Raw genomic sequence first — 13958 nt, forward strand, 5'->3', positions numbered from 1 at the left:
GATCGACATTCAGAACTGAACCGAGGATGTGACCGCATGAAAGGTCGCGGCGGCTGCCTCGAACTCATCCGCGAGCGTCGTGTGGTGCACTTCGACGGCATTGTCGCCGATGAATGCGAAAGTCGTCGTTCGTTTCATCGTATACGGTCCCGACACAAACGTTGCTGATGCCGAAACCGCAGGAGCGTCCCCGATTGTAGCTGGAGCAATATCGCCGACGGGTGCAAAATCTTTGAGTGCTTTGGCAGCCTTCTGCAAACGCAGCTTCATCCATGCGTCTGCACTCGGCTGAGCATCCTCGGCGAGAGACGATTGTTTTTGTACGCGAATCATTGACGATGCCATTCCTGTTGACGCCATCAGAAATCCGTTGGACTCATCTTCCTGGTCGGTCGGCATTGGCATCGAGAACCAGCCCTGCGGCAATCGGCACTGAAAACCATAGTGTGCATTCTTGAGAACTTCCTCGGCACCATCTGCTCGCACGTCACTCAGTTTAGCGACGACGCCGCCACCGTCGAAGGCGACCAATAGTCGCTCTGGCGAATCGGCGATCCAGAAGACTTGGCCGATATTGGTGTCCACACGAAAACATTCGAACTTACCAACGGAGGTCTCGACGGTCTCTTTCTTTTCGACACTCACTTCTAACCCAATCTCATTACCGCCGGTGAAGGCAACACGAATCGGAAGTGTCGCTTTGTATCCAATCCGTAGCGGCAATTGGCGAAATCCGAAGAACCATTGATCGTTACAATAGGCGTCGGTGGTGAGCTCGATCGTTTTGGTTTGTGAATTGCCGCTCGCATCACGCATCTTGATATCAAGCTCGCCGTCCGTCCAAATGGCCGAGGAGTCGCCCAACAGCGTGTGTTGAAATGTCGTTTTGAGTGGTTTGAACGTGGCCGCATCGATTACCATCGTGCTGGCGCCTTCGTTCATTGTGGGATTGATCATGCGGCGAACAAACATTCGCCAGACGCTCTTGCCTTCAAACTCGCCCGAGTCAACGCCAACGCCGATGAAACCGATAACTTGACCACCAGCCAGGGTCATCGTCAGTGTCTGGCGTTGGCCTGACTGATACGGTGCGGGTAATAGCGTCAGAGCTTTGCCGACCATCTCATTGGCTTTCTTAACCCAGTCTGTTTGGTTTGGGAACTCCTTGATCAGAGCGTCGAATGCTGCCGTGGCAGCATCCTGGTCGCCTTCTTTCAGCAGGCACTGGCCCAACCGGTATTGGGCCTCGGCGGCCAACTTCGCTGACTCCTTCGCTTTCTCGACGACCCTGCGGTACATCTTCTTCGCAGTCGCGAGATCACCTGCGGTCTCTTCTTGATAGATACCGAGTTGCAACATTTCCGCAGCAGTCGCCGTCTCCGAATTCGACGAGGTGGTGCCGCTCTCAGGACCTTTGCCACCGACATCTGTCGATTGCGCGAACAGGTCTGATGTCAACAGCAATGACGCGGTGGCGACGACGATGCGAAAGCTTGCCGGGAAATTCAGAACAGAGAGCATGATTTGCCTCATCAAAAAGAGGAACGGCGAACGGTTCCCTCGTCCACGAACGAGAGCACGATTGGATTGCTTCCAAATGTAGAGGTGAAATGTGACGGTGGTGTGACGCATGGGTAATGACGGTCAAGAAAAGTCTGGAAGAAAAAATAGGGGCCGAAGAATGCCGATCTAGTATTGTTACCAAGTGCCCCAACTCCTAAGCGAGTAAACTGCTATATTTTCTCGTTCCCTCCTCCTTCCTCAACAGTTTTGTGACGGCGCGTCTCGATCGCGATGCCGGCCCAAACCCCACCGTACTCCCCCCGCGTCCCCACCATGCTGCACCGAATTTTCGTGTTGTTCGCTTTTGCGATAATTGCGCCTCTGCCGTCCAGCCTGCCGGCAATCGAACCGACGGCAGACGCTGCGATGGAAGAGAGTGCTCTCGACGAGGGGCACAGTTTCCACGGGGAAGCGTTTAATGAAGGCCCACGTCAAGCGGCGGTGCTCGTTCCCGGTCTCGCCAAGATCCAATTTCCCACCTCGACCAAGAGTGATCAGGCTCAGCAGTTTTTTGAGCAGGGTGTCGCGTTGCTACATGCATTTGCGTATCTCGAGGCCGAACGCTCGTTCCGTCAGTCACTCAAACACGACCCCGAACTTGCGATCGCGTACTGGGGCATGGCGATGGCCAACGCGAGCAATCCCAAACGGGCGCGCGGGATGATTGATAAAGCCAAGCCGCTTGTCAGCCAGCATGCCGACCAACGAGAAAAACTGTATATCGATGCTCTCGATCACTACTTGCCCACTTTCGATGAGAACGCCCCGAAGGACGATGCGGAGGCGAAATCGAAACGCGCCGCGCGTTTCATTTCAGATATGGAGAAAATTCTTTACGATTTCCCCGATGACATCGAAGCGAAGGCGTTTCTGGTGTTGCGCATTTGGCTCGGTGATCGCGAGGGAGTCAAGCTAACGAGCCGTTTTGCGGTAGACGCGTTGATGAGTGAAATCTTCGCGATCGATCCGATGCATCCAGCACATCACTATCGCATCCATTTGTGGGATCCGGCCCATGCAGAATTGGGGCTTGATTCAGCGGCCAAGTGCGGGCCGTCAATGCCGGGAGTGGCGCACATGTGGCACATGCCCGGACATATATACTCCAAACTAAACCGATATGCCGATGCAGCATGGCAACAGGAAGCATCGGCTCGAGTCGACCACGCTCACATGATGCGAGCACGGTTGATGCCCGACCAAATTCACAACTTTGCTCACAATAACGAGTGGCTGATTCGTAACTTATTGTTTGTTGGACGGGTCAACGACGCGATCGAACAAGGCCAAAACCTTGTTTCGCTTCCTCAGCATCCAAAGTACAACTCCATGGATAAGAAGGGGAGCTACAAGCACGGGCGGGAGCGATTGCTTCAAACCTACAGTGAGTATGGGTTATGGGGCAGGCTTATCAACGAGTCCAACGGCAACCTGCTGCCGCCGATCGCCAACATGGATGCTCATGAGGAATGGCTCGCATGGGTCGCGGTAGCCCATTTCCAAACCGGCAACGCGTCAGAGGGCGCCCGCACGTTACGTTCGCTTCAACGGCGACGACTGGCACTGGAGGGGACCCTGCTCGATCTCGCAGACGAAGCCGCCAAAGAGACGGATGCCAGTGCGAAGGACGCCGATGTTGCAACGCCAGAGGACGCGGCAGACGCCAAGCAGAAAAGGACGCCGGATGAAGTGCGTAAGCATCTCGAAAAACTACGCCGTTTGATCGCGCGAGCCGCCGCGGCCGCAGCGGCACATCGCAAAGATGCAAAGAGCGTTAAAGAATTTGCGAAGAAAGCGAATCTCGATAATCTGATCCAAGCTCAATTTCTAGCGGACGCAGGTGACCTGAAGTCCGCCCTGGAAATCGCCCAGCAAGAAGTCAAGAAACGTCAGGGCCAGGTGCGTCCACAAGCGATCCTCGTCGATCTGCTTTGGAGGAACGGCGACCACGAAGAGGCAAAGAAGCAGTTTGAAACGCTTCGTGCTCTTGCCTGCGATGCCGATTTGGATACGCCACTCCTTCAACGAGTCTCCGTAGTAGCAACCGCACTCAACATGGAAGAAGACTGGCGAATTAAGAGGGAGCCGGCAAACGACTTAGGCGAGCGTCCGGCACTGGACTCCCTCGGTCCGTTTCGATGGCAGCCCTATGATGCTCCGGCGTGGGAGGCGATGTCCGCCGACGGCACACCCTGGAGTGCTGGGCAATTCAGTGGTCGCCCCAGGCTAGTTGTGTTCTACCTGGGATTTGGATGTTTGCACTGCATGGAACAACTGCATGCTTTCGCACCCAAACTCGAGGCATTTCGTGAGGCAGGAATTGAGGTTGTCGCGATCAGTACCGAAAATGTCGAAACGCTCGCCAGCGGCATTGCAGCGTTTGACGAGCAGATTTCGATCCCGCTGTTTGCGGATGGCGACCAAACTGCATTTAAGTCATTTCGCTGCTGGGATGATTTCGAAGGCCAACCCCTGCACGGGACGTTCTTAATCGACGCGCAAGACCGCGTTCGATGGCAGGACATCGGCTTTGAGCCCTTCATGGACCCCGACTTTCTGCTCGAAGAATCCAAGCGTCTGTTGAAGCTTAAGGACAATTAGATGGCCTCTAGACTTTAGTGATTCTTGCGATTACTCCCCTGTATGTATACCGAGAACTATGTATCGAATCTGCAGCCTGCTGGCACTGAGTTTCCTGTCCTTGCCCGTGTTCGCCCAACCGGCCGCCTATCCCCCCGCTTTCGACGATGCTCGAGAGGAGACCTACAAAACAATCGGTGATGTCGAGCTGAAGGTATGGATCTTTGATCCGCCTGATCACCAGGCCGGTGATTCACGACCGGCGATTGTGTTTTTCTTTGGCGGTGGATGGAAAGCGGGCAATCCAGCTCAGTTTGAGCACCATTGCCGGTACCTTGCATCGCAGGGGATGGTCGCGATGACCGCTGATTATCGCGTCAGTTCACGCCACGAAACCTTAGCGAACAAATCGCTCGAAGACGCTGAATCCGCGATTCGCTGGGTTCGGGAGCACGCCCATCGGCTAGGCGTGGATCCTAATCGTATTGCCGCTGGCGGAGGCTCAGCTGGCGGTCACCTGGCCGCCTGTCTCGGCGTGGTTCCCCCACTGAGCTGCTCGAAACCCAACGAATCTGCGACAATCGAAGTCAGTAGCCTTCCCAACGCATTGGTGCTGTTCAACCCCGCCGTGCTATTGGCGCCTTTCGAGGCTATCAGCTTAGGAAAAAGCGATGAGGGAATTGACAAGTTCATTGACATCGCCAAGCGTACCGGAGTGCCAGCGCAACGGATCTCTCCGATTCACCACATTCATCCGGGACTCCCACCGACGTTGATCCTGCACGGCGAGGCCGATACGACTGTTCCTTTTGTAACCGCAAAACGCTTCGCGGAACTCGCCACTGCGGCCGGCAACCGCTGTGAGTTGGCCAGCTACGCGCACGCCACCCATGGTTTCTTCAACTACGGCCGCGGTGGCGAGCCGGGGGAATACTATCCGTTGACGTTGGCGCGAACACATACCTTTCTCGAATCTTTAGGCTACTTAGAGAATCCTCCTGCAGTTACATTGCCCCATTCCAAAAACGTGCATTATCGAAGCCACTTCGATCACTCTCGACACGCCTTCGAGAACGACAAGCGGGGCACCGTAGCATTTCTCGGTGGATCGATCACCGAAATGAACGGCTACCGCGCGATGGTCCAGGCCGACCTGCAAGCCCGCTTTCCGGAAACACAGTTCACATTCATTAACGCTGGGATCGGCTCTACCTGTTCCACCACGGGCGCTTTCCGGCTGGAGGAGGATGTTTTGTCTGCGCAGCCGGATCTGTTGTTCGTCGAGTTCGCCGTGAACGACGATCAAGATGCCTCTCACGCTTCGCGTGAATGCGTTCGCGGTATGGAAGGCATCCTCAGACATGCGCGATCAACGTTTCCCAAACTGGATATCGTAGTAACTCATTTCGTGAACCCATCAATGCTGGGACAACTGCAGCATGGCCTCACGCCAACGAGCAGCGGTTCACATGAACGCGTGGCATCGCACTATGGAATCTCGACGATTGATCTCGCTCGCGAAGTGGCCGAGCGGATCTCGGCGGGCACACTCACATGGAAGCAATACGGCGGCACGCATCCCAAAGAACCAGGCAACCGAATTGCGGCAGACCTGATCGCGGACTTGCTCGACACAGCATGGTCAAATCCAATTGTCAACCACCCCCGCAGCGCATCGCACAGGTCTGCGAAAACAATCGACGAGAACAGCTACAGCCGCGGAAAGATGGTGGCTCCCTCGGCAGCGAAGTTGGGCAAAGGCTGGAAAGTCCGACGCCCCGACTGGGCGAGTTTGCCTGGATCGAAGCGAGATCGGTTTAGCGACATGGGACTTTTGTGCAGCACCGAGGTAGGCTCGGAATGCTCGCTCGAGTTTGCCGGTACGGGAATCGGCCTATTTGTCCTCGCCGGTCCTGACGCCGGAGTGGTAGAGTACTCGATCGACGACGGCGACACGCGAGCACTGGATCTCTATCACCGCTACAGTAAAGGATTGCACTACCCGCGCACTGTGATGCTCGACGCGGACCTCGAGCGTGGCAAGCACAAGATCAAAATTCGTGTGGCAAATACGAAGAATGAAACCAGCCTCGGTCACGCCATTCGAATTATCAAGTTCGCCGTGAACCAGTAGCGTTTGAATTCTAGCACTGGGACCCACTCGTAAGAACACGAGGCAGAAAAAGGGCTCATTATTGTTACTGGAGACGACGCCTGCTCAATTTGTCCGTCCATGGGGTTTCTACTTTATGGCAGCGGATACGAAATGAGTGCGTCACGCTCAGCGGTCGCCAACGGCTTTCGCCCCCCGGCAGTGGCGTCACCAACGAGCGAAACTCTCGTGCGGGCAGTTCACCTACCGAAAAGGGATCGGAGCGATTAGATTCTTTCTCACCCCGAATGTGTTATCCCGCGAAGCCAAGCATCGACCATGAGTACTGAACTACACGCTTTCCGTACCGTTCCCAAGACGGGTGTCATCTACGTGATGACTGAGGCCACTAAGCGCGGGTACCTTCAGAATCGTGCGAATTGGGCAAACCTTGGTCAGGGAGCACCTGAGATCAATGAAATTCCCAATGGGCCTCCACGGATCACCAATATTCCTGTCAGTGAAGACTCGTACGAATACGCCCCTGTCGGCGGGACCATCGAGCTACGAGAAGCCGTAGCGAGACTGTACAACGAGCGTTATCGGCAGGGCAAGAAGAGCCAGTACACCGCCGAAAACGTAGCCATCGGCAGCGGTGGGCGCCTGGCACTTACGCGTTTGGTTTCAACTCTAGGACCAAGCCACATCGGCCACTTTTTGCCTGACTACACGGCATACGAAGAGCTGCTCGGGAGTTTCGGTACCTTCATACCGATCCCCATCACGCTGTCTTCGAGTGAACAATACGACTTCTCGGTAGACGAACTTCGCAAAGAAATCCTAGGCAAAGGACTCTCCACCATCCTTCTGTCAAACCCTTCCAATCCAACCGGAAAGGTGATCAGCGGTGAGAAACTTAAAGCTTGGATTGAGGTTTCGCGAGAACTGGAGTGCGCCCTGCTATTTGACGAATTCTACAGCCACTACGTGTACGACTCCGATATCCTGTCGCTTTCAGCCGCAGAGTATATTGACGACGTCAATGCTGACCCAGTGATTGTGTTTGACGGATTGACCAAGAACTGGAGATATCCAGGCTTTCGAATTTCTTGGACACTGGGCCCGAGAGACGTGATTGAAGGAATCACGTCAGCGGGGAGTTTTCTGGATGGGGGTGCATCACATCCAATCCAGAATGCAGCGACCAAGATCGTCACTCTAGAACACGCCAATCAAGAGGCCGCGTCGATCAAAGCCCATTTCCGTACCAAAGCTCAATACCTCCAAGCAGAACTTGAGAAGTTGGGAATCAAAACTGAAATCCCTCAAGGGTCCTTTTATTGTTGGGGAGACCTCAGCGAACTTCCCGGCGACCTTCGGTCTGGGTTTGCGTTGTTTCTCAAAGGAATCGAAAACAACCTTATCGTGGTTCCCGGAATCTACTTTGATATCAATCCTGGCAAACGACGTCCGAAAAACCTGTCAACATTCGAAAGTTTCGCAAGGTTCTCGTTTGGCCCCAGCTTAGAGGAACTGGAGCTTGGGATATCGATCTTGAAGAAGATCATTAACTAACCCGGCCAGTAGTCAGCCAGCCGAGTCGTTGAACGGACTTGCGCATTTCACTCGTTGGGGCAAATCACAACTTTCATTTGCTCGGGGTCGCCCGCGTACAAGCGTTCGAACCACTGGGGACCGTCGGCAAGTGAGATCTTAGCAGTGATCAGGGGCTCCACATTGATGACGCCACGGTTGATCAAGTCGATGCACTGGGGGTATTCGCCATTGCAACCGCACGTGCCTTGGAGGCGAATCTCACGGGTGACGACGGACTGCAAGGGCAGTTCAATTGTGGGTGCCACGTTACCGACCAAGGTTACCGCACCGCCTTTACGCACCGACTCGATCGCAGTCTTGATTGTTGGCGTCGCACCGACCACCTCGAAGGCCACGTCAGCTCCACGTCCACTCGTCATGTCGCGAATGGCTGCGGGCACATCGACTTGATCGCCGCGGAGAATATCCGTCGCACCGAGCTGGCGGGCGGTCTCGAGGCGTTTGTCGTTGAGGTCGACCGCGATCACACGCGTTGCTCCAGCAGCCCGAGCGGCTTGCAGGGTCAACAGACCGATCATGCCAGCGCCGACGACGACAGCTGTATCGCCGAGCCGAATCGGTGTAACCGCCGCCGCATGGACCGCAACGCTGACGGCCTCCACCAATGCCGCATGCTCGAAAGGCAGCGTTTCCGGTAACTCATAGACAATCCGTCGCGGTACGGCAATTCGCTGCGCAAAGGCACCGTGACGCCGGTACTCGCCACAGGACACGCCAAGCACCATGCGATTGTCGCACAGGTTCTGGTGGCCGTCCCGGCAGAAATGGCATTGACCGCACGAAACCATCGAATCGAAGGTCACCCGTGTCCCGGCGGGCAAATCGCTCACGTTGCTGCCGCACTCGACCACCGTGCCTGCCGCCTCATGCCCCATGACCAACGGCGGGATCCGCCGGCCTGTACTGCCATCGTAACCGTGAATATCGCTGCCGCAGATTCCGCAAGCCTCGACATGGATCAACACGTCATCGTCACCGACGACCGGTTCGTCCACATCGGTATGCTGCATCTTTTTGTATTCGGTAAGCAGGAGTGCTTTCATGATTCATCTCGAATGGAGTGGGGAGACTTAGATTCAATCGGGGGCATGCAGAGCGTCATTCACAGCAGCTTCGCGACTCGCTGAATCGCCCGGCGGACACCCCACGATGCTGGCGCCCTCCGGTAGGGAAGGGGCCAGAGTAACAAACCGGCGAGGCGGATCTTGGTCCGTGGCAACTGGGCAGATGTACGCGATGTTCCCGTGGACAGGGTAGCGGATCGCGTCGAGCGTCGACGCCCGCGTGGCGCCAGTCTGGGCGAGCAAATGCCGGATGTTCACTGGATCTTGATCGGCATCGAGATCGTGAATCTGCAGTAACAATCGCCATCCACTGTTGGCAAGATGGGAGACAACAAACGGAACGGCGGCATTCTTACCGAGACTCGCGTTGTGCCAATGAATAAGGGAGTTGTCAGGCAGCAGCCCCGCCCGCCGCAATGCTGCGTCGACGCGTTCATAGAGGTCTCGGCCCGCCAGTGACGCCTGCCCCGTGGCTGCCCGACGAAATCCCTTGAATCGGTCGTCCGGCAAGCTCGGCGTTGATGGATCGCTGGGGTCATGATCGAGATCGCGGATCTGGATGGTCTCGGCTTGATCGAAAATCGGATCGTCGAGGCCCGCGACACGATTCCCTGAAAGCAGCACAATTTTACGATCCCTACCGTCACCTCGATCACGCACGCGTGCGACGTGATGACGCACGGCATCGGTTACGTCACCAGGTTCAAAGTGGCTATGGACGATCGCGAGATGAGTGGGCGTGACGTTCACGTACGTTTCGGGGTGGGGTGGGGTGGTTGTTGCTCCGCGGAAGACAGGCGGCCAGCCTGCCGCGGGTAAGAGCAGGCTGGAAGCCTAAACTAGGTGTCGGCTCAAAGAGCCGAGGCACATCAGTGCACCCGTTGCCCGGGCAACGCACCTTCATCGACGCCGAGCACAAACACTTCAGCGCCTCCCGGTCCGGCGGCGGCGACCATTCCTTCACTCAAGCCAAACCGCATTTTGCGTGGCTTGAGATTGGCAACCATCACCACCATGCGGCCTACGAGCTGGTCGGGTTCATAAGCGGCTTTGATGCCCGCAAACACCTGGCGGGTTTCATCGCCACCAAGACCCAAGGTTAGCTTGAGTAGTTTGTTGGCTTCGGGTACCTGCTCAGCGGCGAGCACCCGCGCGACTCGCAAGTCGACCTTCATGAAATCTTCGATCGTGATTTCATCGGCGAGTGGTTCGTCCTTGAGCGGTTGATCGCTGTCGTTGAACGTGGCCGCCGGTGCATCGGCGACATCCATTTCTGCTGCCGCTTCGGCTTTACTTTCGTCAATCATCTTTTCTAAATCCTCAGTTTGAACACGGTCCATCATACGAGTGAATTTGCCGACGGCTGAACCGACCAGTGGTGTTTGGCTCTGATCCCAGGAAACGATTTGGTCACCCAGCAATTCACCACAGGCTTCGGCCAATGACGGCAGCACAGGCGCGAGGTACACGGCGAGTTGGCGGAACAGGTTCAGAGCCACCGTGCAAACGTCACGCAGCTCGTCCTGCCGATCGGCATCTTTGTTCATCTCCCATGGCCGGGCATGCTCGACGAAGGGGTTGGCAGCATCGGCCAGTTCCATAATCAAACGCATTGCTTTGGCGTACTCGCATTGCTCATAGGCCGCAGCAATGACTTCGCCCTGAGCGGCCGCGTTAGCGAACAGTCCACCGTCATCAGGATAGGATTCCGATAACCCGGTGCGATTTGCGAACTTGCCCACCCGACTCGCGAGATTGACAACCTTGCCGACGAGATCTGAGTTGACCTTGTCAACGAATTCGGAGATCGACAGATCGAGATCTTCGACGCGCGAGGAGAGTTTCGAAGCGTAGAAGTAACGCAGTGCTTTGGGGTCGATGTGCTTTAGGAACGTCTCCGCCTTGATCAGCGTCCCATCACGCTTGGACATCTTCATGCCGTTGACGTTTAGGAACCCGTGGATATGCACCTTGGTCGGCAGCGCGTAGCCGGCCGTCTTGAGCATGCCTGGCCAGAACAACGTGTGAAAATACGTAATGTCTTTGCCGATGAAGTGATGAATTTCGCAGTCGTCGCTCTTCCACCAATCGGCGAGTTTTTCGCCGTGACGATCGCACCACTGCTGCGTACTGGCAATATACCCAATTGGCGCGTCAAACCACACGTACCAGTAGTTACCCGGCGAATCGGGGATTTCGAAACCGAAGTAAGGAGCGGGTCGGCTGACATCCCAATCCCGCAGTTCATCGGCAAGAAAGTGTCCCTGCAGGTAGTTCGCGGTCTCGCTTTGCAGTGCTCCCGAGGTGGCCACCCAATCTTTGAGAAACGCGTGCAGTTTTTCCAGCTGCACGAACAGGTGTGCGGACTCTTTGAGCACAGGGGTGGCGCCGCTGAGCGTGCTGACGGGATCGATCAAATCGGTCGGAGCGTAAGTGTGACCGCAGGTACAATTGTCTCCGGCCTGGTCCTTCCGGCCGCACTTGGGACAGGTGCCACGGACGAATCGATCGGCCAGAAACGTTTCGGCTTCGGGATCAAAGAGCTGCTCGACGGTTTTTTCGGTAACCAAGTCCTGAGACCGCAGTGCTTGCCAGAACTCTCCGCAGATGGTTCGGTTCTCGTCGCTGTGGGTGCTGCCGTAGTTATCGAACTCGATTCCAAAGCCAGCGAAATCACGCTGGTGCGACTCGCTCATCTCGGCGATCAAGTCGAGTTCACTGCGTCCTTCCTTACGTGCCCGGATCATGATCGCGGTGCCGTGCGTATCATCGGCACAGATATACAGGCAGCGGTGACCCCGGAGTTTTTGAAACCGAACCCACATATCGGTTTGCAAGTACTCGACGAGATGCCCGATGTGAATGGGGCCGTTGGCATAGGGCAACGCAGCGGTAACGAGTAGGCGACGCGACATGGGCGGTAACGCAGTCTCAGCAAAACAGGGCAATTGAAAATAACGGAGGACATTCTTGCAAAGTCGCTGCAGATCGACCAGGACGGGCAAAATCAGCCTAGTATTTGCGACTCGACCATGTCGGCGAATAACAACCCGTACTCCGTTAAGCGGATGTGGTCGCCCCGCCGAACGAGCGTGTCCGTCTGAACGAATCGCTCGATAACATCCTGGATTGTGACCGCGAAATCGTAGCCAACTCGCTGGTTGATCAGCTGCAAATCGATCCCTTCAATTTGGCGAATGCCAAACGCGGCCAACTCGCGGGCGTGCTGGTCGAGCGAAATGGTTTCCCGATCGGCAATGGCGTTTCCGTCTGCAAGCACCTGTTTCAGGTACGTGGTGGGACTGCGATGATTCACATCGCGTCGACCACCGACAAAACGGGCCGCCGAGGGGCCAACGGCGTACCATCCGTAGCCGTTCCAGTACACCGAGTTATGGCGACTTCGAGCTCCCGGTTTCGCAAAACTGCTGATCTCATAATGCTGAAAACCTGCCCCGGCGAGCATGTGACGCGTCGCACTGTACATTTCGATGTCCGTCTCTTCGCTGACCGGCTGCAAAGTCCCGCGTCGCCGCCGTGACCAAAACTCCGTTCCTTTTTCGTACGTCAGCGAATAGGTGGAGAGATGCTCAATGGGCAATTTGATCGCGGTCTCCAGATCTTGCTGCCAGTCCGCAAGTGTCTCGCCGGGCGCAGCGAAAATTAAATCAATCGAAATGTTCTCGATCACGCTACTCGCACGCCTCACTGCTGCGATCGCTTGGTCTCCTGCGTGACTGCGCTGCAGCATCTTCAGTTTCGCGTCATGGAAGGATTGCACGCCCAGACTGAGTCGGTTCACACCGCCAACGGCCAGTTGGGCAAGCGTCTCGGTCGTGAGGTCCTCCGGATTGGCTTCGCAGGTGAACTCCGCATCGCTGGAGAGCAAAACACGCTCGGACAAGATTGAAAATAATCGCTCCAGCCGTGGCGGAGTGAGTTCAGTCGGTGTGCCGCCGCCCAAATAAAGCGTGTCGAGCCTAATCGGTCCTGTAGTCGACCGACGGCTCCAGCGGTCGCCAGAAACCGTCTTGCCCGCTCCCGCCGTCCCATTTGAACTGGAACGCTGAATCTCGGCCAGCTCGATCTCGATGGCGTCAAGGAAGCGATCTTGCAGGTCGTCTCGACCGGCCAACACGCTGAAATTGCAGTATCCGCACCGGTGCCGGCAGAAGGGGACATGCAGATAGAGCGACCGCGGCACCGGCCAGCCGCCGGGCGGGAAATCGGTATTCGGGGCAGTGGGGGCACAAGGTGGATCCATCGCGGCAGATTGGTTCCTCTGGAATTTGCTGTCAAGATGCAGGGGGAATCGGTTAAGAAATGTTTCCACTTGACCCGATTGAAGGAATTGGGAACGATGAATAGCTCCACAGACCCGCTTGCAAGGATATTGACTCGGTGATCGCCCGGTTCCTCCAACGATTGACGCTCATTGCGTTCACCGTGCACGCGGTGTTGGGTTGCTGTTGGCATCACTCGCATGCGGTTGCCGAACAGGGGTGCCATCACCTTCATCAACGAGCTGGGTTGGATGAGTCCGTCGGCTGCTGTGCCGACGGTTCCGGCGAATGCCATGACTCCGCCGCACGCCATACGGCCACGGCAAGCCATGAGTGCCATGACGATCAAGGGCATTCCGGCGAGACATCTCAAGCAGCGATGCCGCCCTCGATAGTGGTGTGCTCGGTCGCCAGCGGTCCATGCGAGCATTCTTCGCACCAATGTGACGAGGCGAGCTGCAGTTACGTCCCGCGGGATATTAGCTCACACGACGGATTCTTGAGCATTCCTGTCAGGCACTTGATGCCAGAGGACGGCATGCTTTGCCTGTCGACAGGCAACGGTATTCGGCTGGATGGTGCTGAGACAGCATTCGCTCCGCCTTTGGTATCGTCACAGCAGCGCTGCGCCATTCTGCAATCTTGGCAGATCTGAGCCTCTTTCGCGCTAATCTCTCTACCACAGCGAACCTCCCCGGCTGACTGATACGCCGTATCGGATGATTCTGCGTCCACTCTTACCCCGCACGTGATCTGCGG

At 56.2% G+C, this 13958-nt stretch carries 9 protein-coding genes; 4 read left to right on the forward strand and 5 right to left on the reverse strand.

Annotation, left to right across the window (positions count from 1 at the left end; all coding sequences use genetic code 11):
• Window positions 1–9: 9 nt before the first annotated feature.
• Window positions 10–1521 (reverse strand): DUF3108 domain-containing protein, encoded by a 1512-nt coding sequence (locus Poly21_RS01445; RefSeq protein WP_302117168.1) that lies wholly within the window; start codon window positions 1519–1521, stop codon window positions 10–12.
• Between the two features lie 315 nt (window positions 1522–1836).
• Here Poly21_RS01445 and Poly21_RS01450 point away from each other — a divergent pair, with 315 nt between their 5' ends.
• The 3 genes from Poly21_RS01450 to Poly21_RS01460 all read left to right on the forward strand — a co-directional run bounded on the left by Poly21_RS01450 (window position 1837) and on the right by Poly21_RS01460 (window position 7810).
• Complete coding sequence (locus Poly21_RS01450) at window positions 1837–4164, forward strand: peroxiredoxin family protein (protein WP_302117169.1); 2328 nt, start codon at window positions 1837–1839, stop codon at window positions 4162–4164.
• A 58-nt stretch (window positions 4165–4222) separates the two neighbouring features.
• Window positions 4223–6277: an alpha/beta hydrolase fold domain-containing protein gene (locus tag Poly21_RS01455; protein ID WP_146405256.1), complete on the forward strand. Its 2055-nt coding sequence runs from the start codon at window positions 4223–4225 to the stop codon at window positions 6275–6277.
• A 297-nt stretch (window positions 6278–6574) separates the two neighbouring features.
• Window positions 6575–7810, forward strand: a complete 1236-nt coding sequence (locus Poly21_RS01460) for a pyridoxal phosphate-dependent aminotransferase (RefSeq protein ID WP_302117172.1) — start codon at window positions 6575–6577, stop codon at window positions 7808–7810.
• Between the two features lie 47 nt (window positions 7811–7857).
• Here the strand turns inward: Poly21_RS01460 and Poly21_RS01465 are convergent, their stop codons facing one another.
• The 4 genes from Poly21_RS01465 to hemW all read right to left on the reverse strand — a co-directional run bounded on the left by Poly21_RS01465 (window position 7858) and on the right by hemW (window position 13180).
• Complete coding sequence (locus Poly21_RS01465; RefSeq protein WP_146405258.1) at window positions 7858–8895, reverse strand: galactitol-1-phosphate 5-dehydrogenase; 1038 nt, start codon at window positions 8893–8895, stop codon at window positions 7858–7860.
• Window positions 8896–8928: 33 nt separating this feature from the next.
• Entirely contained in the window at window positions 8929–9666 is a 738-nt protein-coding gene (locus Poly21_RS01470) for a hypothetical protein (protein ID WP_146405259.1), read from the reverse strand.
• 119 nt (window positions 9667–9785) lie between these two features.
• On the reverse strand, window positions 9786–11831 hold the full coding sequence (metG, locus tag Poly21_RS01475) for a methionine--tRNA ligase (RefSeq protein WP_146405261.1): 2046 nt from the start codon (window positions 11829–11831) through the stop codon (window positions 9786–9788).
• A gap of 92 nt (window positions 11832–11923) precedes the next feature.
• Window positions 11924–13180 carry a radical SAM family heme chaperone HemW gene (gene hemW / locus Poly21_RS01480; protein ID WP_146405263.1) on the reverse strand — a complete coding sequence of 419 codons (1257 nt, stop codon included), beginning with the start codon at window positions 13178–13180 and terminating at the stop codon, window positions 11924–11926.
• 137 nt (window positions 13181–13317) lie between these two features.
• Here hemW and Poly21_RS01485 point away from each other — a divergent pair, with 137 nt between their 5' ends.
• Window positions 13318–13854: a hypothetical protein gene (locus tag Poly21_RS01485; protein WP_146405265.1), complete on the forward strand. Its 537-nt coding sequence runs from the start codon at window positions 13318–13320 to the stop codon at window positions 13852–13854.
• Window positions 13855–13958: the final 104 nt, after the last annotated feature.

This window comes from Allorhodopirellula heiligendammensis (genome assembly GCF_007860105.1).
Lineage (GTDB): Bacteria > Planctomycetota > Planctomycetia > Pirellulales > Pirellulaceae > Rhodopirellula > Rhodopirellula heiligendammensis.